At 71.2% G+C, this 22606-nt stretch carries 21 protein-coding genes; 12 read left to right on the top strand and 9 right to left on the bottom strand.

Going from position 1 to position 22606, the window contains the following annotated elements; translation table 11 throughout:
- Window positions 1–45 precede the first annotated feature (45 nt).
- Together ACFWHU_RS13135 and ACFWHU_RS13130 are read right to left on the bottom strand one after the other, a co-directional pair.
- A complete protein-coding gene (locus ACFWHU_RS13135) occupies window positions 46–1269 on the bottom strand; it encodes an RNA polymerase sigma factor (protein WP_385797034.1) in 1224 nt (407 codons plus the stop codon).
- Window positions 1270–1359: 90 nt separating this feature from the next.
- Window positions 1360–1776, bottom strand: a complete 417-nt coding sequence (locus ACFWHU_RS13130; RefSeq protein WP_385796759.1) for a YciI family protein — start codon at window positions 1774–1776, stop codon at window positions 1360–1362.
- 335 nt (window positions 1777–2111) lie between these two features.
- On the opposite strand from ACFWHU_RS13130, the gene ACFWHU_RS13125 reads away from it, so the two are divergent.
- The 3 genes from ACFWHU_RS13125 to ACFWHU_RS13115 all read left to right on the top strand — a co-directional run bounded on the left by ACFWHU_RS13125 (window position 2112) and on the right by ACFWHU_RS13115 (window position 4702).
- Window positions 2112–2858, top strand: a complete 747-nt coding sequence (locus ACFWHU_RS13125; protein ID WP_385796761.1) for an SDR family oxidoreductase — start codon at window positions 2112–2114, stop codon at window positions 2856–2858.
- 130 nt (window positions 2859–2988) lie between these two features.
- Window positions 2989–3951: an SDR family oxidoreductase gene (locus ACFWHU_RS13120; protein WP_387224920.1), complete on the top strand. Its 963-nt coding sequence runs from the start codon at window positions 2989–2991 to the stop codon at window positions 3949–3951.
- Between the two features lie 34 nt (window positions 3952–3985).
- Window positions 3986–4702 carry a TetR/AcrR family transcriptional regulator gene (locus ACFWHU_RS13115; RefSeq protein ID WP_385796766.1) on the top strand — a complete coding sequence of 239 codons (717 nt, stop codon included), beginning with the start codon at window positions 3986–3988 and terminating at the stop codon, window positions 4700–4702.
- Window positions 4703–4714: 12 nt separating this feature from the next.
- Here ACFWHU_RS13115 and ACFWHU_RS13110 read toward each other — a convergent pair whose 3' ends face one another.
- Entirely contained in the window at window positions 4715–5434 is a 720-nt protein-coding gene (locus ACFWHU_RS13110; protein ID WP_385796768.1) for a hypothetical protein, read from the bottom strand.
- Window positions 5435–5538: 104 nt separating this feature from the next.
- On the opposite strand from ACFWHU_RS13110, the gene ACFWHU_RS13105 reads away from it, so the two are divergent.
- The 5 genes from ACFWHU_RS13105 to ACFWHU_RS13085 all read left to right on the top strand — a co-directional run bounded on the left by ACFWHU_RS13105 (window position 5539) and on the right by ACFWHU_RS13085 (window position 11883).
- On the top strand, window positions 5539–6627 hold the full coding sequence (locus tag ACFWHU_RS13105; protein WP_387224919.1) for a hypothetical protein: 1089 nt from the start codon (window positions 5539–5541) through the stop codon (window positions 6625–6627).
- A 32-nt stretch (window positions 6628–6659) separates the two neighbouring features.
- Complete coding sequence (locus tag ACFWHU_RS13100; RefSeq protein WP_387224918.1) at window positions 6660–7553, top strand: hypothetical protein; 894 nt, start codon at window positions 6660–6662, stop codon at window positions 7551–7553.
- 11 nt (window positions 7554–7564) lie between these two features.
- Complete coding sequence (locus tag ACFWHU_RS13095) at window positions 7565–8080, top strand: hypothetical protein (RefSeq protein ID WP_385796775.1); 516 nt, start codon at window positions 7565–7567, stop codon at window positions 8078–8080.
- A gap of 145 nt (window positions 8081–8225) precedes the next feature.
- Window positions 8226–9959 (top strand): asparagine synthetase B family protein, encoded by a 1734-nt coding sequence (locus ACFWHU_RS13090; protein WP_387224917.1) that lies wholly within the window; start codon window positions 8226–8228, stop codon window positions 9957–9959.
- Window positions 9960–10053: 94 nt separating this feature from the next.
- Complete coding sequence (locus tag ACFWHU_RS13085; RefSeq protein ID WP_387224916.1) at window positions 10054–11883, top strand: leucine-rich repeat domain-containing protein; 1830 nt, start codon at window positions 10054–10056, stop codon at window positions 11881–11883.
- Between the two features lie 37 nt (window positions 11884–11920).
- Here the strand turns inward: ACFWHU_RS13085 and ACFWHU_RS13080 are convergent, their stop codons facing one another.
- From ACFWHU_RS13080 to ACFWHU_RS13065, 4 genes are all read right to left on the bottom strand, one after another.
- Window positions 11921–12541 carry a hypothetical protein gene (locus ACFWHU_RS13080; protein WP_387224915.1) on the bottom strand — a complete coding sequence of 207 codons (621 nt, stop codon included), beginning with the start codon at window positions 12539–12541 and terminating at the stop codon, window positions 11921–11923.
- A 62-nt stretch (window positions 12542–12603) separates the two neighbouring features.
- Complete coding sequence (locus ACFWHU_RS13075) at window positions 12604–13767, bottom strand: NAD-dependent formate dehydrogenase (RefSeq protein ID WP_387224914.1); 1164 nt, start codon at window positions 13765–13767, stop codon at window positions 12604–12606.
- Between the two features lie 160 nt (window positions 13768–13927).
- Window positions 13928–14860: a LysR substrate-binding domain-containing protein gene (locus tag ACFWHU_RS13070; protein ID WP_387224912.1), complete on the bottom strand. Its 933-nt coding sequence runs from the start codon at window positions 14858–14860 to the stop codon at window positions 13928–13930.
- 169 nt (window positions 14861–15029) lie between these two features.
- Window positions 15030–15992 (bottom strand): helix-turn-helix transcriptional regulator, encoded by a 963-nt coding sequence (locus ACFWHU_RS13065; protein ID WP_385796788.1) that lies wholly within the window; start codon window positions 15990–15992, stop codon window positions 15030–15032.
- A 63-nt stretch (window positions 15993–16055) separates the two neighbouring features.
- Here ACFWHU_RS13065 and ACFWHU_RS13060 point away from each other — a divergent pair, with 63 nt between their 5' ends.
- Window positions 16056–17273 carry an epoxide hydrolase family protein gene (locus tag ACFWHU_RS13060; protein ID WP_387224910.1) on the top strand — a complete coding sequence of 406 codons (1218 nt, stop codon included), beginning with the start codon at window positions 16056–16058 and terminating at the stop codon, window positions 17271–17273.
- A gap of 16 nt (window positions 17274–17289) precedes the next feature.
- On the opposite strand, the gene ACFWHU_RS13055 is transcribed toward ACFWHU_RS13060, so the two are convergent.
- Window positions 17290–18540: a hypothetical protein gene (locus tag ACFWHU_RS13055; RefSeq protein WP_387224908.1), complete on the bottom strand. Its 1251-nt coding sequence runs from the start codon at window positions 18538–18540 to the stop codon at window positions 17290–17292.
- A gap of 139 nt (window positions 18541–18679) precedes the next feature.
- Here ACFWHU_RS13055 and ACFWHU_RS13050 point away from each other — a divergent pair, with 139 nt between their 5' ends.
- A complete protein-coding gene (locus ACFWHU_RS13050; protein ID WP_387224907.1) occupies window positions 18680–19552 on the top strand; it encodes an alpha/beta fold hydrolase in 873 nt (290 codons plus the stop codon).
- 19 nt (window positions 19553–19571) lie between these two features.
- Here ACFWHU_RS13050 and ACFWHU_RS13045 read toward each other — a convergent pair whose 3' ends face one another.
- The gene (locus ACFWHU_RS13045) at window positions 19572–20354 is read right to left on the bottom strand and encodes a class I SAM-dependent methyltransferase (RefSeq protein ID WP_387224906.1); all 783 of its coding nucleotides are present in this window, start codon (window positions 20352–20354) and stop codon (window positions 19572–19574) included.
- 381 nt (window positions 20355–20735) lie between these two features.
- Between ACFWHU_RS13045 and ACFWHU_RS13040 the strand changes: the two genes are divergently transcribed.
- Both ACFWHU_RS13040 and ACFWHU_RS13035 read left to right on the top strand, forming a co-directional pair.
- The gene (locus ACFWHU_RS13040) at window positions 20736–21932 is read left to right on the top strand and encodes a sensor histidine kinase (RefSeq protein WP_387225139.1); all 1197 of its coding nucleotides are present in this window, start codon (window positions 20736–20738) and stop codon (window positions 21930–21932) included.
- Window positions 21929–22606, top strand: coding sequence for a response regulator (locus ACFWHU_RS13035; protein ID WP_385796800.1), 678 nt, complete (start codon window positions 21929–21931; stop codon window positions 22604–22606). The genes ACFWHU_RS13040 and ACFWHU_RS13035 overlap by 4 nt, the downstream gene beginning before the upstream one ends.

The following is a 22606-nucleotide window of genomic DNA, read 5'->3' as shown; positions in this document are numbered from 1 at the left end:
TGGTTCGGTGGTTCGGTGGTTCGGTGATTCACCGAGAGCCGTACGTCAGGCGCGCAGCCGTGCCGCCCGCATCATCAGGTAGCGGCTCTCGGGCACGCTGAGCGTGCGGTTGGCCGCCGACCGGTAGGCGGCCAGGGCCCCTTCCGTATCGCCCGACTTCTCCAGCAGATGCGCCCGCACCGCGTCGAGCCGGTGGTTCCCGGACAACTCCTTCTCAAGACCCTTGAGTTCCGCGAGCCCCGCCTCCGGGCCGTGCGCCATCGCGACGGCCACCGCCCTGCTCAGCTCGGCCATCGGCTCGGGCCCGGGAGCGCGGCGTACCAACTCGTCGTACAGAGCCACGATCTGGAGCCAGTCGGTCTCCTCGGCGCTGCCCGCCTCGTCGTGCAGCGCGGCGATCGCCGCCTGCAACTGGTAGGGACCGGCCGGTCCTTGGGACAGCGACTCCTCGACCAGCGCCGTACCCTCTGCGATCGCGGCGCGGTCCCAGCGGGTGCGGTCCTGCTCGTCCAGCGGAACGAGTTCGCCGTGCGGTCCCGTACGCGCCGCGCTCCGCGCCTCCGTGAGCAGCATCAGCGCGAGCAGACCGGTCACCGCGCCCTCCGTCGGCAGCAGCCGCCGTACCGCCCGGGTCAGCCGGATCGCCTCGTGCGCGAGGTCGGAGCGGTGCAACTCGCTGCCGGAGGTGGCCGTATGGCCCTCGTTGAAGATCAGATAGAGCACCTGGAGCACAGTGGCGAGGCGGCGGTCACGGTCCTCCGGGCCCGGCTGCCGGAAGGGCACGCCCTTGATCTTCTGCTTCGCCCTGCTGATGCGCTGCGCCATCGTCGCCTCGGGCACCAGGTGCGCGCGGGCGATCTCGGCGGTGGTCAGACCGCCGACGGCGCGCAGGGTGAGTGCGGTACGGCCCGCGGCGGGCAGTTCGGGATGGCAGCAGAGGAAGAGGAGGGTGAGGGTGTCGTCCTCCGAGGGGGCGCGGCTCTCGCCGGGCGGCGGCGCGGTGAAGGCGTCCCTGGGGGTCAGCGCGGCGGCGCTCTCCTCGCGTCTGCGCCGGGCCTCCTCGCTGCGGAGCTGGTCCACGAGCCGGCGGGACGCGGTCTTGATCAGCCAGCCGCGGGGGTTGTCGGGCAGCCCGGCGTCCGGCCACTGCTGGGCGGCTGCGATGAAGGCTTCCTGTACGGCGTCCTCGGCGAGGTCGAAGTGGCCGTAGCGGCGGACCAGCGCGCCGAGGACCTGCGGCGCGTGCAGGCGCAGCAGGTCCTCGGTCATGGCGGGGCGGGCCGGTGGGCCCGGACCGTTCTTCGTACCGTCGTTCACACCGCGTATTACACCCCGTCGTGCCGGGGCGCGCACGGTGTCTCAGCCATCGATGCCCGGTCCGTTCGGGATGGGCCGGATGACCACCGGGTACACGGGGACGCCTTCGGGCTGGGGGCACGTCGCGACGCGGGCGGCGATCTCGGTGACCCGCTCCAGGCTGGCGCAGTCGAGCACCCAGTAGCCGGCGAGGAGTTCCTTCGTCTCGCCGTACGGACCGTCCGTGATCACCGGCTTTCCGTCCTTGTCCGCGCCGACGAAGCGGGTCTGGGAGGGGGCGCCCAGACCGTTCGCGTCCACCAGCTCACCGGACTCGGCGAGGTCGTTGTTGATCTCTCCCATGAAGGCGAACATCGCTTGCAGGTCCTTCTCGCTCCAGGCCGCGCTGTGCTCGGACGCCTTGCCGTTCATCGCGTCGTAGTCGGCCTGCGAGCCCTGGACCATCACCAGATACTTCATGACGTACTCCTTCTGTCCTCAGCTGCCGGTCGTCCGCCGACCGCTGTCTGTCGGCTGCCGGCTGCTGCGTGGTCACCCCTTGTGGGCGACTCTCACAGGGGACGTCGGAGCCGACGACGGGTTCTCTACAGCTCGCGGCATTTTTCTTTCGAATCACTCCGTCGGCTCTGGCGCCGTCCCCATAGCGGCCCCCGGACCGGCCCCCCCGAGTCGCGAGACGTAGCGATGCTACGGATTGGGGTAGCGTTGATACCTCGAACATGTTAGCGTTGTTGTTGTCGGAGAGTGGAGATCGCGCTCCCGGCTGAGATCCCATCGATGGAGGGAGCAACGTCATGAGCGAGCAGCCGAGCACAGCGCGCCGCGTGGTGATCGTCACCGGAGGGTCCCGCGGGATCGGCCGGGAGAGCGCGGAGCGCCTGGCGGCGGACGGACACGCCGTCGTCGTCAACTACGCGGGGAATCGGACCGAGGCGGAGGCGGCGGTGGCCGCCATCACCGAAGCGGGCGGGACAGCCATGGCCTTCCGCGCCGATGTGGCCGACGAGGTCGCGGTTTCGGCGCTCTTCGACGCGGCGGAGGAAGCCTTCGGCGGTGTCGACGTGCTCGTGCACGCGGCGGGCGTCATGTCGGTGAAGCCGCTGGTCGATACGGAGCTGGACGCGCTGGACCGTATGCACCGCACCAACATCCGCGGCACGTTCGTGGTCGACCAGCAGGCCGCGCGCCGGCTGCGCAGCGGCGGGGCGATCATCAACTTCTCCAGCTCGGTGCTGGGCCTGTCCTTCCCGGGATACACGGCGTACGCGGCCAGCAAGGGCGCCGTCGAGGCGATGACCCTGATCCTGGCCAGGGAGCTGCGCGGACGCGACATCACCGTCAACGCGGTTGCGCCCGGACCGACCGCCACGGCCCTGTTCCTGGACGGCAAGGACGAGGAGACCGTCTCGAAACTGGCGGCGCAGCCGCCGTTGGAGCGGCTCGGCCGCCCGGAGGACATAGCCGAGGTCGTGTCCTTCCTCGCCGGACCGGCGCGCTGGGTCAACGGCCAGGTGCTGCGCGCCAACGGCGGCATCATCTGACGTCGTGCGCCTGGCGCCGCCCATCCATGCATCCGCGTCATCGACAACGTCAGCGCCGCCCGCGTCATGTGCATCGGCCGCGCCATCCACACCGTCCGCATCGTCCTGCGATCGAATGAGGAGTCCTGTCATGAGTGACGCCGCGAAAATCATCGTGATCACGGGGGCCGGTTCCGGCTTCGGAGCTCTCGCCGCCCGCGCTCTCGCCCGCGCCGGGCACACCGTCTACGCCGCGATGCGCGACACCACGGGCCGAAACGCGGGCCGGGTCGCCGACGCGGAGGCGTACGCCACGGAGCACGGAGTGGACCTCCGTACGGTGGAGCTGGACGTGCTCTCGCAGGAGTCGGCCGACGCCGCGACAGCCACCGTGCTCGCCGAGGCGGGCGGGCTCGACGTCATCGTCCACAACGCCGGTCATATGGTCACCGGGCCCACCGAGGCGTTCACGCCCGAGGAGCTGATGGCCGTCTACGACACGAACGTGCTCGGCACCCAGCGCGTCAACAGGGCCGTACTGCCCCATCTCAGGGGCCGGCGGAGCGGGTTGGTCCTGTGGATAGGTTCCACGTCCAGCCGCGGCGGCACCCCGCCCTATCTCGCGCCGTACTTCGCCGCGAAGGCCGCCATGGACTCCCTCGCCGTGTCCTACGCCGCCGAGCTGGCCCGCTTCGGCATCGAGACCAGCATCGTGGTGCCGGGCTCCTTCACCTCGGGCACCAACCACTTCGTCACCGGCGGACACCCGGCCGAGCAGACCGTCGTTCCCGCCTACGAGGAGCGGTACGCCGGTCTCATGGACCAGGTCGCGCAGCGCTTGGCCGACCTCGCGCCGGCCGACGCCGACGTGTCGCAGGTCGCCGACGCCATCGTCGAGGTCGTGGACGCCCCGTACGGCAAGCGGCCGTTCCGGGTCCATGTGGACCCCGCGAACGACGGCTCCGAAGAGGTCAGCCGGGTCGCGGACCGAATAAGGGCCGAGTTCCTCACCCGTATCGGTCTGGCCGACCTCCTCGCCCCGCACACGGCTGCTTCCGCCACCGTTCCCGCCGGCCCTCCTGCCGCCGGTCCTTCGGCCGCTCGGCATGCGTAACAGCGCTACGGGGGCCTTGATACGGTCGTCCGCGATGAGCACACGAGCGCGGATCCTGGAAGTCGCGGCGCGACTGGTCGCCGAGTCGCCCAACGGCGACGTCTCCACGCGTGCCGTGTGCGACGCCGCGCAGGTGGGTGCCCCGGCGCTCTACCGGTACTTCGGGGACAAGGAAGGGCTGCTGTCCGCCGTCGTGGACTACGGCTTCGACAAGTACCTGGAGACCAAGCGGCAGCGGGCTCCGGAGGACGACCCGATAGAGGATCTGCGCAAGGGCTGGGACAGCCACGTGGAGTTCGCGCTGGACAACCCGAATCTGTACCGGCTGATGTACTCCCCCGCGATGCGTACGCCCCCGGCGGCGGCGCTGGAGTCCCACGAGATCCTCACCAGGGACCTGAGGCGGGCGGCGGCGGACGGCAAGCTGCGGCTGGCGCCCGAGGCTGCGGCCCAGGTCGTCATGTCGGCCAACGTCGGGGTGGCGCTGATGCTCGTCGCCCGGCCCTCGACCTTCACCGACAGGGACACCTCCCGGCGGGTCCGTGACTCCGTGCACGCGACCGTCTTCACCCCGGAAGTGATGGCGGACAGCGCCGCGCGGGCCGCGACCAGGACGCAACTGCCTGCGGCGGCGGCCCAGTTGAACGTACTGCTGGGGCGGTCGGCGGAGTCGGGGCTCAGCACGGCGGAAGTGGCACTGATGACGGAATGGCTGCGCCGGCTCTCCACGACCTCCGAGGACGACGAGTAGCCGCCACTCGGCTCAGGCGGGGAGATCCGCGCAGGTGTCGGACGCGGGGAGTTCGTCCGCGAGGAATACCGTCTGCGCCATCATCTTGAACCCGGACATCTTTTCGCGGAATGTCTCCACGGACTCCTCGGGGTGCACGGAATCGATCACGGCGTGCTCGCCGACGGCGTTGAACTGGTGGCTCACCCCGCGCGGGATCTGCATGTCCACGAAGGAGCAGGGCGGCACGACCAGGTTGTACCGCGTCCGCACCACACCCGGCGGGGTGTCGGGCAGCGTGTCCTCGAAGGAGCGCAACGTGAATGGAGTTACTCCGGTGACACCGGTGATCTCGAACGGGGAGAGGCTGCTCACCCGGATCCGCGTCGCCGGGCCTGTCATCATCCGCACGAATCGCAGCCCGGTGTGCATATGCATACGCGAACAGACGCCCCGCTCCTCCACATTGTAGAAATCCATCAGATAGCGATCGGCGAAGAAGTCGTCGAAGGGCGCTTCGAGCATATAGACGTCGCCCTCCTCGAAAGTCTGGAAACGCGTTATCCCGTCGCCGTTCGGCGTCGTGGCCGATTCGCTTCTCTTCGCGTCCCGCACGATCTTGGTGAAGGCGTTCACCACGGCCAGGGCTATGTCTTCGGGGAGTTGCAGGACAGGCGTAACGACATTTCTTGCCGCGTCCGTGAATTCGGCGACGTCGTGGACCTCGTTCTCCGCGTTCGCCTCATGTTTCATTCTTGTATGGGAATTGTCCATGTGAATCAAGCTCCGTCGTCTAGGATCTGTCCGGTCGACATAACGAAACCACGCGCTTGTCGGGGCAGTTGGAGGGGGCCGCCGTGATCTGCCCGCACTGTGAGAAGAGCCTTCGCCACAGAGAGCGAGGGGGCAGGACCTGCTCGGTCTGCAAGCGCACCTTCGCGCTCGAACCGAAGGACAACACGCTCCGTCTGCACGACATCCGGATGCGCAAGCTCATCGAGAAGCTCGGCAACGGCGAGGGACTGCGCTACACGCCCACCCAGCTCTGGTACGCCGCCGCGCGCAACCACACACCCGACGGGGTCGTGGCGTACGGATGCGTCGCCACCTTCCTCGTCGCCCTGACGTCTTTCATCCTGCTGGTGGTCAGCGGCGCCTCCGAGTTCGATCCGGACGTGGTGCGCCCCGCCGTCCTGGTGGGCGTGGCGGTCCTGGCACTGGCTCTCCTGCTGACGGCGAGCGGTTCCCGGCGCGCGAAGCGGACCGGCACGGTGCGGGTGTCGATGCCGCTCGACCTCTTCCGGACCGCGATCATCGACCGCTGGGCCGCTGTCTACGGCGGCCCGCCGGCCGGGCTGAGGGACGAGGGACGCGCCCGGTACCCGGTGGTCCCCGAAGTCGGGGAGTCGGGCCCGAGGCTGGCGCTCCTCTGTCCGGACCGCGCCGTGCTGGCCTGCCTCGCGCTGAACGGTGTGCACAAGACCCACTCGCTCGCGCTGGCGCAGTCGGTCGACCAGCTCCAGAACATATCCACCGGCCCGACCCGGCCCGGCGGGCCGAGTGAGTCGGGAGTCGTGGGGATAGTCCTGCACGATGCCAGCCCCGCGGGACTTGCCTTCGCCTCCGCGGCCAGGGCCGCGCTCGGTGACCGGGTGGTGGTCGCCGGGATGCTGCCGCGCACCGTGATGGACAAGGACAAGGCCGTACGGCTGCGGAAGCCGCTGGACCGTGGGGACCTGGACGCCATCCGTATGTCGTCGTCGGCGCTGACCGCGGCTGAGGCCGACTGGCTGACCCGGGGCTGGTGGTCCCCGCTCGCGGCCGTTCCGCCGGCGAAGCTGCTGGCCGTGGTCGCGCGGGCGGTGGACCGGGCGGAGGGGCTGGCCGACCCCGACCGGGGCCGCGCGCAGCAGATCGGATTCCTCACCTGGCCGACCGCGTCATGACGGAATCGGAGCAGGCCGGGCGGACAAGGCGCGTGGGCGACGCCATCCTCGACCGGGCGCTGCGGACGGCCGCCGAGAAGGCCGCCGAGCCGGGGCAACTGCACTTCACCGAGCGGCAGTTGTACTACGAGGTGTGCCGGGTGCTGATGCCGTGGCACCGGGCGCCCCGGCGTGCGCAGTTCACCTCGGCCCCCGCGGTGACGTACGACGCCTACCTCGCCGCGCTGGGTCGATATGGTCCCGCCTCGGTGGACGGTTTGCTGCCGCCCGTCGTGCCGAAGCCCCGGCAGGCACCCGGACGGCACACTCCGGAACCCGACCTGTTCGACTACGGCCTGCCGAGGCTGCTGGTCTGCGAGTCCGACGACATCGCCGCCATGCTGCGCGCCAACGGGGTGCCGATGGAGTCGGCGTGCCCGGTGTACGGAGCCTCCGAACTGCCTCTTGAAGAAGGGGTGTTGAGGATGCTCGCGCTGGCGGAGCGGGCGACGGTCTATCTGCTGCACGACGCGAGCGCGCGTGGACTCACCTTCCCCGCGCGGTTCGTCAGGTCCGTCGAGGTACCGGACGGGGTGCGGGTCGTCCCGCTGGGACTGCGGCCCCGGCAGGCGGGGGCACTGCATCTGGTGCACGGCCGGGGCCCGGCGTACGCGGCCGTTCCGGCCGCTTTTCCCGCCGCCGGTTCCGGTCCCGGCCGGGGGCCCGGTGCCGGTCAGGGTTCTGGTCAGGGGCTCGCGTTCGAACTCGGTCGCTGGGAGCGCGACTGGCTGCGGCGCGGCAGATTCGTGGAGGTCGCCGCCGTGAACCCGGCGTCACTGATCCGTACGGTGCACCGTCTCGTACGGGAAGTACGCACGCCGCGCTCGCAGTTGACCGAGCTTCGTCAGGTACGCCGGGCGGGTTTCCTGAGCTGGCCCACCGCATGAGAGGAACCGCAGTGCCGCAGCCGCAGAGGCGGGAGATCACCTACACCGACGAACTGCTCGCCGACCGGACGGTCCACCGGCGCTACTCGGACGGCGGTCAGGAGTGGCGCAGCGCGGTCGGCGGCGGGGGGCGTCGGGTCGTGCAGTGGCGGGACGAGCGCGGTGGTTCGGGCACCGACGAGCTGCTGGGAGGGCGGATCGTCAAGCGCGTGTACACCAACGGGCGTCGGCCCATCTACGGCAGGGAAGCCGGTTACGGCCGGACGCTGTGGAGCGACGGGGTGCTGACGGTGAACCGGACGTCGTTCGGCGGCCGGCTGGGCACGGTCCTGGGCGCGGTCACCGCCGGGGCCGTCATCGGCGGTCTGACCATGCCGCCCGCCTTCCTCTCCCCGGAAGAGGAGGAGGAACTGCGCCGACAGGCCGAGGCGAGCTCGTCGGGCGGTGGCGGTGACGGCGGTGGGGGTGACGCCGGCTACGGGGACTGGGGCGACGGATCCGGCGACTCCGACGACGACTTCGGCTGAGCCGGGGGCCGGGGCCGAGGGCCGGGCCGGGACCTGGGCGGTACCGGCGAGGGTGCGTTGGGATCACGAGAGAAGAGAGAGGGGGCGTGATGTCCCGCTGGTGTGCGTGTCTGACCGCCGACGATCCGCCGGGCAGGTGGCGGCCATGGGCGGCCGTCCCGTACCGACGCGGGCAGGACGTCACTCGCTCGGCCTGCTCGACGGGCCCGGCGCCGCCGCGGGGCCGTACCGGGTGGGCGACGTGTACGCGATCGGCGAGGTCACGCTCCACAACGCGCCCGAACTCCGCGCCCGGCTCGCTGCGGGTGGGGCGGGAGCGGCCGGGGCGACCGGTTCTGCCGGATCGGCGGGGGCCGGCCCCGTTCCCCGCGACTGCTCCGACGGTGAACTGCTCCTGCGCGCCTACGTCAGATTCGGCGCCTCCGGGCTGGCCGCCGCCGACGGCATGTTCGCCCTCGTCATAGCCGAAGGCGACGAACTCGTCCTCGTACGCGACCACATGGGCGCCCGCACCCTCTTCCACGCCCGCGCCGGCACGGGCGACCGCGCCGCCTGGGCGGCCTCCACCTCCCTGCGGGCGCTCCAGCGCTGGCCCGCGCTGGACACCGGACTGCATCTGCCCGCGGTCCGGTCGTTCCTCACGTTCGCGTATCTCCCGGGCCGGGAGACCCTGTTGCGCGGGATCCACGAGGTGCTGCCGGGGCGGTGCGTACGGCTGAGGCCCGACGGTTCCTCGGTGGAGGAGACGTACTGGGAGCCGGCCGAGGTGGCCGACGAGCGCCCCGCCGCCGAACACGTACGCGAGCTGCGCGAGTTGCTGGAGTCCGCCACCGCGCGGCGGCTGCCCGCCGCCGAACCGGTCGGCGTACTGCTCTCCGGCGGCGTGGACAGCAGCCTGGTCACCGCGCTCGCCGCCAAGCTGCACGACCAGGCCGTCAGGTCGTACTCGATCAGCTTCGGCGGCGACGCCCCGAACGAACTCGCCTACTCCGGACTGGTCGCCGCCCACTGCCACACCGAGCACCAGGTGCTCACCGTGCCGGGTGAGGCGGTCGCGGCGCGGCTGCCGGAGACCGTCGCGCTGCTGGACAGCCCGGTCGGCGACCCGCTCACGGTCCCCAACCTGATGCTCGCCGAAGCCGTCGCGGCCGACGGCATGAGCGTGGTGCTCAACGGCGAGGGCGGCGACCCGGTCTTCGGCGGCCCCAAGAACCTGCCGATGCTGATCCACGAACTGCACCGCGAAGAGGCGGGCGTGGACTCCAGGGCGCGGGCCTACGTGGACTCGTACCGCAAGTGCCACTCCGACCTGCCGGTGCTGCTGACGCCCGGTGTGCTCGCGGAACTGGCGCAGGCGCCGCCCGTGACGGATCTGCTGGCGCCGTATCTGACACAGGGGCGGATGAACAGTCTGCTCAACCAGTTGCTGCACACCAACCTGCGGACCAAGGGCGCCCACCACATCCTCACCAAGGTGGAGCGCATCACCGCGTCGCAGGGGCTGGAGGGCCGGGCTCCGCTGTTCGACCGTGCGGTCGTCGACCACGCCTTCCGGGTGCCGCCCCGGCTGAAGCTCGCCGGTACGAGCGAGAAGTGGATTCTCAAGGAGGCGGTACGGGACCTGCTGCCGCCGACGATCGTGGACCGGCCCAAGAGCGGGATGCGGGTGCCGGTCCAGCAGTGGCTGGACGGCCCCCTGCGCGAACTGGGCCACGACCTGCTGCTCGGCGGGTCCGCGCGGGCCCGCGGCCTGTTCCGCGAGGACACGATCCGCTCGTGGCTACGGAGGGAGGGGACGCTGCTGCCGCGCCAGGGAGGCAAGTTGTGGCTGGTCCTGACGCTGGAGCTGTGGCTGCGTTCGTTCGAGGTCGGCGCCTGAGCCGGTGCCTGGGCCGGTGCCTGGGCCGGTGCCTGAGCCGGGGCTCGGGGTCGAGTTCCGGCCCTGTCCGACCCGGCGCCTATCCTGCGATGCCATGACCACCTCCCGGATGGACGACCCCTGCGACGGCGCGGGCGAACTCGAAGCCCTGCGCGGCCTGTTGGCCAGCGCCAAGGCTCCGCAGGCCCGAAAGGCCGTACGGGAACTGCTCGTCCGGGCGGCCGACGCCCCGCCCGTCGACCCCGCCCAGGCACTCGAACTCGCCGCGCGTTTCGCCGCCGTCGGGCAGCCGACCACCGACACGCTCCTGAAACTCTGGCCCAAGGTCGCCGACCCCGACCGCTTCGCCGAACTGCTCCTCGCCCCCGCCTACGCGCGCGAGAACCGTACCGATCTCAAGGTGAGCAAGACCGTCCCGGAGGGCCTGCGGCATCTCACCCCGGTCCTGCGGACGCTCCATCTGGACCGCTGCGCCGGACTCACCGACCTCGCGCCGCTCGCCGAGTTCGAACAGCTCATCAGCCTTGATCTGGCGGGCTGTTCGGGCTTCGACGATCTCGCGCCGCTCGCCGCCCTCACCGCTCTGGAGAGCCTGCGTCTGCACCGCTGCCGCAAGGTCAAGGACATCGCCCCGCTGCTCACCCTGCGCGCGCTGCGCCGGCTCGACCTCAGCATGACGGGCGTCGCGTCGGTCTCCGGCCTCGGCGCCGCACTGCCCGGCCTGGAAGCACTCAGCCTCCAGGGATGCCGGGGCCTGCGCGACATCCGCCCGCTCGGCGGGCTGCGCAGGCTCGCCACGCTCGACCTGGGCTGGACCGGCATCAAGGACCTGTCAGCCCTGACGGACGTCGGCGCCGTCACGGAGCTGGACCTCACCAGTTGCGCCCATCTCACCACCCTCAAGGGCATCGACGCGATGCCCGCCCTGCGCGTCCTGCGTATGGACAAGCTCCGCCGCCTGAAGTCGCTCGACGGCCTCGGCCACCACCCGGACGTCACCGAACTGGTCCTCACCGAGTGCGTCGAACTCCACGACCTGCGCGCGATCTCGGGCCTGCCCGGTCTGCGGACCCTGGAACTCGCCGACTGCGAACGACTCACCTCGGTCGCCGGGGTCGAAGCGCTGACCGGACTCGACCTGCTCAGGGTGCGTAACTGCACGGCGCTGAGCGACTTCTCGTCGCTGGCCGGCGCCCCCGCCCCGCGCCGCCTGTTCCTGACGAACGTCGACGGCGGCCCCGACCTCGGATTCCTGCCGGAACTGCCGGGCCTGCGAGTGCTGTTGATCGACCGGTTCCGTACGATCCGTACGCTCGGCGGTGCGCCGGACCTGCCCGACCTGCGGATTCTCGACGTACGGCACTGCCCATCACTCGCCGATCTCGGCCGCGTCGGAGACCTGCCCCGGCTCCGGCGGGTCCAGATCTTCGGGTGCGACGTCCTGCACGACGCGGACGGACTGGCCGGCCGGGCGCCGCTGGACGAGCTGCGGCTGGAGGGCGTATGCCAACTGGAGTCCCTGGACGCCCTCGCGGACTCACCCACCCTGCGCAAGATCAAGATCGAGTCGTGCGACCGGCTGAAGGCGCCGCCGATGGGAGGGATGAAGGCGCTTCGCGAGCTCGAGTACAGGTATCAGGCGTGGCCCGACTTCGACTTCCTGACCGGCAGCACATCGATCGAGTCGGTCAAGGCGTACTCGCTCGGGCTGCTCGACGTCTCCGCGCTCGCCGGGCTGCCCGCCCTGAGCAAGGTGGACTTCTCGCTCTCCTCGGCCACCGAACTGGCTTCGCTCGCCCCGGTATTGGAGATCAGCGGGCTCACGCACGCGGTTCTGAGCGAGTACGTCGCAAGGCACGTGCCCGACGGGGCCGAAGTGAGGGCGGAGCTGAAGGCGCGCGGCGTGAGCTCGTATACGTTCTGAGCCCGTACGCGTACTGAGCCGCGCAGGCGGACAGGGCCTAACTCTCCTGCGCCCTCGCCCAGGCGAGGTAGTCCACGATCACCTCGGGCGGGTTGGCCGCCTCGGCGAGCCGGTCCAGGTCTTCGGCCCGGTACATGTCGAACGGCAGGACCGGTACGGGGCGCCCGAGGACTTCCGTGAGCTTGCCGCTCGTGTGCAGATGGCGGGCGAGGCCGACGCAGGCGTCGTCGAAGTGGGCGATCAGGAGATCGTCCCGAGCCTCCTGCTCCTCGTCCACCTCGTCGTTGTCGGGGTCGTCGAAGTCCTCGTACCAGAGGCCGAGTTCCTTGATCTCGGCGAGATGCAGGGCGGCCCCCACCGGATCGTCCGTCGGTTCGGGACCGTGGCCGAGGATGCCCGCCGTCTCGTCCAGCGGCCAGTACGCGTAACTCCAGCGCACCTCACCCGGGTCACCGCCCGTACCGCCCCGCGCCGCCAGTACGCGCCGTACCTCGCTCTCGGTGTTGTAACCGATCGCGAGGTACGGGTGGCGCCAGTCCAGCGAGTCTTGGCGCCAGATCCGGAAGGAGATCACATAGATCTCGTCCCTGAGCGGCACCGGAAGCGCCTCCAGTGCCCGCTCACCGGCCCGCCGCATGTGCTCCTGGAACGCTGTCATGGCGCGCACGATCGCACACGACAGGGGCCCGGAACACGGCGGGGGCCGGAGCGCGGCGGAAGTCAGCCCTCCTTCGTGGAGTACGAGTGCGCACCCGTGCCGGCGAGCGCCCCGCCTTCGACGATCAGGTACTCGTCACGGATGGGAGTCCCGGCGAAGTACGACTCCAGAATCTCCCGCGTGCCGGCCGCGTACCGCGCCTGCGCGGAGAGCGACGAGCCCGAGATGTGCGGCGTCATCGCGTGGTGCGGCATGGTGCGCCACGGGTGGTCTGCCGGGGCAGGCTGCGGGTACCAGACGTCGCCGCCGTAGCCCGCCAGTTGACCGCTGCGCAGCGCGCGGTCCACGGCGTCGCGGTCGACGATCTTCGCACGCGCGGTGTTGATGAGGTAGGCGCCCCGCTTCATGGTGCCGATGAGCTTGTCGTCGAACAGGCCCTCGGTCTCGGGGTGCAGCGGCGCGTTGATGGTGACGACGTCGACGTGCGGCACCATGTCGGCGGTCGACTCGTGCCAGATGAGGTTCAGCTCCTGCTCGACGGCCTCCGGCAGACGGTGGCGGTCGGTGTAGTGCAGGCCCACGTCGAACGGGGCGAGCCGGCGCAGGACGGCGAGCCCGATGCGGCCGGCCGCGACCGTACCGACCTGCATGCCCTCCAGGTCGTACGAGCGCTTGACGGCGTCCGCGATGTTCCAGCCGCCGTCGAGCACGATCTGGTGCGAGGGGATGAAGTTGCGTACGAGCCCCAGGATGGTCATCACCACGTGCTCGGCGACGCTGATGCTGTTGCAGTACGTCACCTCGGCGACGGTCACGCCGTTCGAGATGGCGGCGTCGAGGTCCACATGGTCGGAACCGATACCGGCGGTGACGGCGAGCTTCAGGTTCTTGGCGGTGGCGATGCGCTCGGCGGTCAGATAGGCCGGCCAGAACGGCTGGGAGATCACGATGTCCGCGTCGACCAGCTCGCGGTCGAAGACCGACCCCGCGCCTTCCTTGTCGGACGTGACGACGAGGGTGTGGCCGCGGCTCTCCAGGAAGGAGCGGAGGCCGAGTTCACCGGAGACGCTGCCCAGCAGATGGCCGGGGGTGAAGTCGGTGCCCCCGGGGGTGGGGGTGGTCTGGCCGCCCGGATAGTGGTCGATGACCGGGAGGTCGTCGCGGGCGTAGGTGGTGGGCTGGCCGTCGGTCGGGTCGTCGTACAGCACACACAGGATCTTGGCCATGACGTTGCGGCTCCTCGTCCGTTGCTGCGGAATGCCTCGGAAGGTGCCACCCACGGTGAGTCCTGGCGTCGGGCCTGGTCAAAGCGTTGTTCTCTATGCCGGGATAGACGACAACTATCGTCGCCGCGGGGGTGGTTCGGGCCCGGGACCTCGCGTACGGTCAGGGCGCCGGACTGAGATACGTGTCGAGCAGGCCGTCCAGCACCTCTCGCACGCTCACCCGGCGCGCGGTCTCCAACAGCGCCTTCGCCAGCACCGGTTCGGGGCTCCGGTCGGCGATCACCAGCCCCACCCGCGGGCCGTGCGCGGGGTGCTCCAGCGGGACCACGCGCATCGTGGCGGGCACGCCGAACATATGCAGCCAGGCGTGCGAGATGACGCTCGACCACCGGCCCGCCGCCATGTGCGTGTAGAGGCCCGCGACGGTGTCGGTCTCGATGGCGGGGGTGACGGTCGCGCCCTCGGCGGCGAAGTACTCGTCCATGATGCGGCGGTTGCGCATCTGCGGCGACAGCAGGCACAGCGCCAGCCCGGCGACCTCGGCCCAGCGCACCGAACGCTGTTCGGCGAGCGGGCTGTCGTGCGGGGTGAGGAGCAGATACCGCTCCTCGTACAGCGGCGTCCTGCGCACCTGGCGAAGGCTTTCGTCGTCCAGGTACGTGAGTGCGATGTCCAGCTCGAAGGAGGTCAGCCGCCGAGTGATGTCCCGCGACGACAACGACTCCAGCGACACGCGGACGAGCGGGTGCTGCTCGCAGAACGGGGTGGTCAGAAGGGACGCGGCGGTCAGGGCGGTGGGGATGGCACCGAGCCGCAGCGTCCCGGTGAGACCGCCGCGCATGACCGACAACTCGTGGTGCAGCGCGTCGCGTTCGGCGAGGATCCGGTGCGCCCACAGCAGCACCCGCTCGCCCTCGGGCGTCAGCCCTTCGAAGCGCCGTCCGCGCCGCACGATGGGCACGCCGAGTTCGTGCTCCAGCTTGCGTATCGCGGCGGAGAGGGAGGGCTGCGACACGAAGCAGGCGTCGGCGGCCCGCGCGAAGTGCCGCTCGCGGGCGAGCGCGACCAGATACTCCAGCTGCCGCAACAGCACGACGACCCGCTCCCTCCTCCGCGTCCCTGCCCGGTCGGACCCCTCGGCCGGTCCACTGCCTGGTCCACCGCCGGGCCCTTCCGCCAGGCCATCCTCACGTATCGGGAGCGGTTCCGGTACGGGTCCGCGACCACCGACAGCCGCGTCGCATCTACCGCACTCCCCACGGCTACTCCGGCGTCGACCGCCCGTACCGCGCCGCCAGGTCCCTCAAGTGGGCCACCAGTTCCGGTGGTTCCGTGACGTCGAAGTCGTGGCCCAGCATGCCGAGGTGGACGGCCAGCGTCTCCAGCGAGTCCGCGCCCGTGTCCAGGACGCAGGTCGTCGCGTCGACCGCCTCCACCACGCCCACCGCCGGGTTGATCCGCTCGGCCACCGCCTCCGCCGGTGCGTGGACCGTCACACGGGCGCGGTGGCGCCAGCCCGCGGCCGAGACACGGCGGGATACGTACGCGGCCACGTCCCCGTCCGGCGGCGGGCGGGGGGCGAAGCGAGGACCGGCCGGGAGACGGGGATCGATCCGGTCGACGCGGAAGGTCCGCCAGTCGTCGCGTTCGACGTCCCAGGCCACCAGGTACCAGCGCTGGCCCCAGTTGACGACCCGGTGCGGTTCCACGACACGGCGCGTGGACGCGCCGCTGTGGTCCCGGTAGTCGAAGCGCAGACGTTCGCAGTCGCGGCAGACGGACGTCAGTGTCGTCAGCAGGTCCGCGTCCACCTTCGGGCCGGGCCGGTCCGCGGGCACCGGGACCGTGTACGTCCGCAGCGCGTCGACGCGTCTGCGCAGCCGGGACGGCAGTACCTGCTGGAGCTTCGCCAGGGCCTGGAGCGAGGTCTCCTCCACGCCGGCGATGGCGCCCTCGGCGACCGTACGCAGGCCGATCGCGACGGCCACCGCCTCCTCGTCGGCCAGCAGGAGCGGCGGCATCGCGGTGCCGGCGGTCAGGCGGTAGCCGCCGGTGGCGCCGCGCGCCGCGAGGACGGGATAGCCGAGTTCGCGCAGCCGGTCGATGTCGTTGCGCACCGTGCGCCCGCTCACGCCGAGCCGTTCGGCCAGTTCCGAGCCCGGCCAGGCGCGCGGTGTCTGGAGCAGGGAGAGCAGGCGCAGGAGTCGTGCGGAGGTTTCCAGCATGAGTGGCAGTCTGTCCTGTGTTTAGGAACGAAGTCTTCCTATTGCGACTCTACTGTTCTGTCCATGGAGAACAACAGCGGCAGCAGCCGCACCAGCGCCGATGTCCGTTCCACCGACGTCAGCCCTACCGACGGGGGCTCCACCGACGTCAGCCCTACCGACATCCGCCCGTTCCGCATCGAGATCCCGCAGGCCGAACTCGACGACCTGCGCGACCGGCTGCGCCGTACCCGCTGGAGCGACGAGGTCCCCGGCGTCGGCTGGACACGCGGCGTCCCGGTCGGTCATCTCAGGAAGCTGGCCGCGTTCTGGGCGGATGAGTTCGACTGGCGCGCGGCCGAGGCGCGGCTCAACGAGTTCCCGCAGTTCCGCACCGAGATCGACGGCCAGAACATCCACTTCCTGCATGTGCGGTCGGCGAACCCCGCCGCCACGCCGCTGCTGCTGATGCACGACTGGCCCGGCTCCTTCACCCAGTTCGCCGAGGTCGTCGGCCCGCTGACGAGCGATTTCCATGTCGTCGTCACATCGACGCCCGGCGTCGGCTTCTCCGGTCCGCTCAGCGGTCCCGGCTGGAACAACGGCCGGATCGCGGGCGCGTTCGTCGAGCTGATGTCCCGCCTCGGATACGAGCGTTACGGCGTCCAGGGCGGCGGCGGAGGCGCCTGGATCGCCACCGAGATGGGCCGGCAGGCGCCGGAGCGGGTCGTCGGCGTCCACGTCAACGGCTTCATCACCTTCCCCTCGGACGACCCGGCGGACTTCGACGGGCTCACCGAGGGCGAACAGGCGCGCCTCGCCCGCCTCCAGGAGTTCCGCGACGACAAGATGGGCTTCAACGCCATCCAGTCGACCCGCCCCCAGACCCTCGCGTACGGGCTGAACGACTCGCCCGTCGGCCAACTCGCCTGGATCGTCGAGAAGTTCAAGGAGTGGACGGACACCGAGGCGGAACTGCCCGAGGACGCGGTCGGCCTGGACCATCTGCTGACCAACGTGAGCGTCTACTGGTTCACCGGCACGGCGGGGTCCTCCGCGAACCTCTACTACGAGTCGGCGCACGACCCGGGCGCCTGGGCGCCGAAGGAGCGCGGCACCGTTCCCACGGGGGTCGCCGTCGCGCTGCCCACCGACATCGCCGTCCGCCGCTTCGCGGAGCGGGAGCACAACGTCACGCACTGGACCGAACTGGAGCGTGGCGGCAACTTCCTCTCGCTGGAGCAGCCCGAGTTGTTCGTCGCGGACGTGCGCGCGTTCTTCCGTTCGGTCGGCGCGCTGTAGGGGGAGAGGCCGGCGTTCAGTGCCTTGGACGACGGGAGTTCTCCGCGGCCCACCGCACCAGCGCCGTCGCCGCCTCACCCGTACCGCCGTGGCCGAAGCGCTCCGTCAGGGCCCGCGCCCTGCCGGGGGCGAGGCCGAGTCCCGCCGTGGACTTGGCCACTTCGTCGGCCAGCCGGTCGCGCAGCGCCGACAGGCCCCGGGCGTCGGAGAGCCGGCGGATCACCGCCACGATCGCCCGCGTCAGCGCCTCCGGGACGGGCGAAGGCGACGAGGCCGGGACGTCGTAGTCGGCGGGGCCGCCGAGGTCCGGCCAGTCCAACCGCGCGTCGCAGAAGCCGTGTTCGGAGAGCAGGCGGGCCTGGAGGTGGTGGGTCTCGTTGGCGGACGGCAGCCACAGGGTCGGTACGCCGGTCGCCGCCGCGTCGTAGATGTTGCCGAGGCCCGGCGTCATGCAGGCGTACGCGGCGCCGCTCATCAGGTCCAGCACGGTGTCGCCGTCGTCGGTGCGGATGTCGGTACGGACTTCGGTAGGCATGTCGGTACGGACCTCGGTACGCGATTCGAGGTCGCCGAGCGCCGCCGTGACCCCGCGGCTCGTCGTGACGACGACGGACCGGCCGGCCGGCTGCGCGGCCCGTACGGCGTCCAGCATCAGCCGCGCGTACGCGGCGGCGTCGGACGGCTCCCAGTACGGGTTCTGGAGACCGCCCAGGTTGAGCAGCACGTGCCGACGCCGCCCGTCCCCCGGCCGATCCGGCCGCCAGATCTGACGGGGCGGGAGGAACGGGATGATCGGCGGCACGATCACCGAGTTCCGCCGCAGCGCCGGGTCCGCCGCGATCCGCTCGCGGACCCCGAAGAAGTCCTGCGCGATGTACAGCGCGGCGTCCCCGGCCGTGGCCGGGATCTCGGGCCAGAACCAGGTCAGCGCGTCGTAGACCGCCACGTCCAGCCCGGCCCGCCGGGCCAGCGCGGCCTCCTCGAAGTCCATGGCAGTGACGAACAGGTCGTACCGGGGCGCCAGCCGCCGCAGCCACGCCAGCCGTTCACCGTCGGAGAGGCCCGTGGTCCCGTACACCGCGTGATACGGCGGCCGGTGTTGGAGGTCCAGCGTGTGACCGCCACCGAAGTAGGCCAACTCGCCGCACAGGGGCGCCAGTTGACGGGCGAGGGCCGCCGTCGCGGCGGGTGGCCCGAAGCCGAAGGGCTGGGCGTTCAGCAGGAGGCGCGGCCCGGCCGCGCCGGTGTCTGCCAGGTCGTCTGCCATATCGGCTACCCCAGAGGGACGGATCGGTGTGCTCGGTCCCGGCGCACGATACGTGAGATGACTACCCTGAGTGAAAACTCGATGACTCAACGACGTTACGACCTGACGGCGCCGCGCCGCCGCGAGACGGTGCCACGGCGTGACGGCGACCCCGATCTGGAGCGCGATGGACACCACGACCCCCGAAACCGGCACGCTGACGGTGCCCGGCGCCGTCCTGCACTACGAAGTACGCGGCAGCGGTCCGCTCCTGCTGCTCATGGGCGGCGGCAACTCCGACGCCGCCGTCTTCGAGGGCCTCGCCGCCCACTTCGCGGTCGACCACCGCGTCCTCACCTTCGACCCGCGCGGCAACTCCCGCAGTCCACTCGCAGGACCCCCGGTCGACCAGCGCATCGAGGACCACGCCGAGGACGCGGCCCGCCTGCTCGACCGGGTGGCCGTACCCGACGAGCCGGTCCAGGTCTTCGGCAGCTGTTCGGGCGGCCTCATCGCGCTCCAGCTCGTGCTGGGACTCTCCGTCCGGCGACCGGAGCGCATCGTCGCCCTGGTCGTCCACGAACCGCCCGCCTTCGCGCTCCTGCCGGACGCCGTCGAGCGGCTGGCCTTCCTGGACGCCGTCCACGCCACGTACCGCCGCGAGGGGATCCCGGCGGCGATGGAGCTGTTCAGCGCCGTCTTCGGCGGCCGTCCCGCACCGGTGCTGCCCGAGGCGAACGACAACACCGACTTCTTCCTGGCGCATGTGATGCGCCCGTTCACACGTTTCCTGCCCGACTTCGCGGCGCTCGCCCCGTTGGCCGGGCGCGTCGTGGTGGCCGGCGGTGAGGACTCGCGCACGCACGACGTGCACCGCCCGGCGGTCGCGCTGGCCGAACGCCTCGACAAGGAACTGGTGATGTTCCCCGGCGGCCATGTCGGCTACGCGAAGTGGCCGGACGAGTTCGGTGTGCTGCTCCGTGCGGTGCTGGCCGAGTCCGCGCCCGCGAGGGTGGTGGAGGGCGCGGGGTGACGTGTGGGAGGTGGGGCTGTCAGAGGCCGCCGCCGTGGGTGACGCGGATCTTGGACTGGCCGTGCGGCAGGTCCTCCCAGTCGGGCATGAAGCGCGCCGACAGGCCGTGCTGTTCGGCCAGGCCGATCAGTGTCTCCGTGCGGTAGTAGAAGTCCTCCCGCAGCACCTGGTGCTCCTCGCCCTCCGTGCGGTCGAAGGTGAAGTCGAACCAGCCGCCCGGCGCCAGCACCCGGCCGACGTGGGCCAGGCACTCGTCGATCACCGGGAGCGGCGAGTGCGAGAAGACGCTGTGCGCGTGGACCACGTCGAAGTGGGCGTCGGGGAGGAAGCCGAACCTCAGGTCGCGGACCGGGGTGAGGGTGGGGAGACGGTCCTGGAGTCCCTGGCGGACCAGGGTGTCCTGGGCGGCGGCGAGTATGTCGGGGGAGATGTCGATGCCGTAGTAGTGCCCAGGCTCCAGATGGCCGATGAACCGCCAGCCCGCGCGCAGGTTGCCGCAGCCGATCTCCAGCATCCGGTGTTCGGGGCGCAGTCCGTGGCCGATGAGGTAGTCGAACTGCATCGAGCCGAGGGCCAGCCACCGTTCGTGGCTGCGGCTGCCGACCGCCGCGTCCGGGTCGGCGCGGGTGTCGGAGCGCATCACGGCGCGGTAGTAGGAGATGTGGTCCGGCCAGCGGTAGCGCAGCCAGGTGTCCCGGGCGGCGCGGGCCAGATAGCGCGGCGCCCGGTCCGGGTGGCGCAGCGCGTAGCCGACGCGGTGGCCGAACGCGGCGCGGTTGACGGTGACGTTCTTGGCGGGCATGTGTCGATTCCCTTACGTGCCGGTGGTGTCGGGGCGGTGGCGGGGGCGCTGTCACCAGCCTCGGCCGGGTCGGGGCATGGTGGTACGGCGTACCGGCCCCGTTTCGCGACCGGTTCGGGCGACAGCCGTGTCAACCGATCGGCTGATGCGGGACCGGGGCCGGCACGTTAGGACGGAACACGTGGCCCGTCCGGCTGCGAACCGACAGTTGGGGAGACGGCGGCATCCATGCGGTCCGTGACGACGAGGGTTGGGGTGACGACGACGGCTGAGGTGGCGAAGGGGGCCGAGGTGGCCGAAGGGGCTGAGTCGACGACACACCCGCCGGTGGTGGCGCCGCGCGCCGATCCCGACCCCGACCGGCGGTGGCTCACGGCCGTCATGCACGCCGCGTTCTTCCTGCTCCTGGGCGCCTCCCTCGCCCGCTATCTGATCCGCCACGAGAGCGAGGGGCACACCGGCTGGGTCGTCGCGCTGTTCGTCGTGTTCGGGCTGCTCTACCTCCTGGGACGGTTCCTGGCGCCCCCACCGCCCTCCGGTACGCGGCCCGACGCGCGCTACTTGGCATGGGTTGGCGCCGTGCTGACGGTCTGGGTCGTGCTGCTCGCGCTCGCGCCGAGCGCCGCGTGGTGCGCGATGCCGCTCTTCTTCACCGGCCTGCACACCCTGTCGACGCGTACCGCCGTGTCCCTCGCCGCCGTACTGACGCTGCTGGTCGTGGCGTCCAAACTGCGTTTCGCACAAGGCGAGTTCGACCCCAACGCGGTCATCGCCCCGCCGGCCGTCGCCGCCGTCGGCACCGCCGTACTGATCCACCTCAAACGCCAGGCGGCCCGCCAGCGCGCCCTGATCGACGACCTGGTCCGCACGCGCCGCGACCTCGCCGCCACCGAGCGCCGGGCCGGGATCCTGGCCGAGCGGCAGCGGCTGTCCACGGAGATCCACGACACCCTCGCGCAGGGCCTGTCCAGCCAGCAGATGCTGCTCCAGGCCGCCGAACGCGTCTGGCACGCCGACCCGGACGCGGCGCGCGGACACATGCGGGACGCGGCCGAGATCGCGTCCCGCAGCCTCACCGAGGCACGTCGGTTCGTCCACGACCTCGCCCCGGCCGACCTCGCCGAACGCACGCTCGCCCCGGCACTGGCCGCGCTCGCCGACCGCGAGAGCGGTGCGGGGCTGACGGTGGTCTTCCACCTGGACGGCGCGCCGGGCCCGCTGCCGGAACGGGTCGAGGCGGCGCTGCTGCGCATCGCGCAGGGCGCGCTGGCCAACGTGCGCGAGCACGCCGGCGCGACACGGGCCGCGTTGACCCTCACCTGCCTGGACGATCAGATCTCGCTGGACATCGCCGACGACGGCCGCGGTTTCGCGGTCGCGGAGGCGGGCGGCGCGTCCGCCGCCGCTAAGGGGCGACCCGGACGCGGACACGGACTGCCGGCGATGCGGGCCAGGGCAAGGCAGTTGGGTGGCACGCTCACCGTGGAGTCCGAGCCGGGCGAGGGCACGGTCGTATCGGCGGCCGTGCCTCTCGCTCGCGCTCTCGCGCTCGACACGTCGGAGAGGGGCACATCATGAGTACGGGCGCGGGGCCGCCGGAGCCCACAACTCCCGTACGGCTCCTGCTCTGCGACGACCACGCGGTCGTACGCGCCGGTCTGCGCGCGCTGCTGTCCAGCACCGACGGCATCGAGGTGGTCGGCGAGGCGGGCAGCGGCGAGGAGGCGCTGGCGGTGGCGGCGCGCGTACGGCCCGACGTCGTACTGATGGACCTCCAGCTCGGCGACGGAATGGACGGCGTGACGGCCACCAGACATCTGCTCACGGACGACGTGTACGGGGCCGAGGGCACAGGGGCACCGCGCGTGCTGGTGCTCACGATGTTCGACACGGACGCCGACATCACCCGCGCCATCGAGGCGGGCGCCACGGGCTATCTGCTCAAGGCGGAGCAGCCGGAGGAACTGTTCGCCGCCATCCGGGACGCGGCATCCGGCCGCGCCACCCTCTCGGCGCCGGTCGCGGACCGGGTCCTTGCCCAACTGCGCAGCCCGCGGCCCGCCTTGTCGGAGCGGGAGCTGGAAATACTCCGGCAACTGGCACTTGGGCTCGGAAACCGCGACATCGCCCGTGCGCTCTTCATCAGCGAGGCGACGGTGAAGACCCATCTGGGCCGTATCTACGGCAAGTTGGGGGTCGACACCCGCTCGGGGGCGGTGGCACTGGCGAAGGAGCAGCGTCTGTTGTCCTGA

The sequence above is a fragment of the Streptomyces sp. NPDC060366 genome (genome assembly GCF_042725135.1).
Taxonomy (GTDB): domain Bacteria; phylum Actinomycetota; class Actinomycetes; order Streptomycetales; family Streptomycetaceae; genus Streptomyces.
Note: the sequence above shows the minus strand (reverse complement) of the source record. Positions and strands in the feature narration are given on the sequence as shown.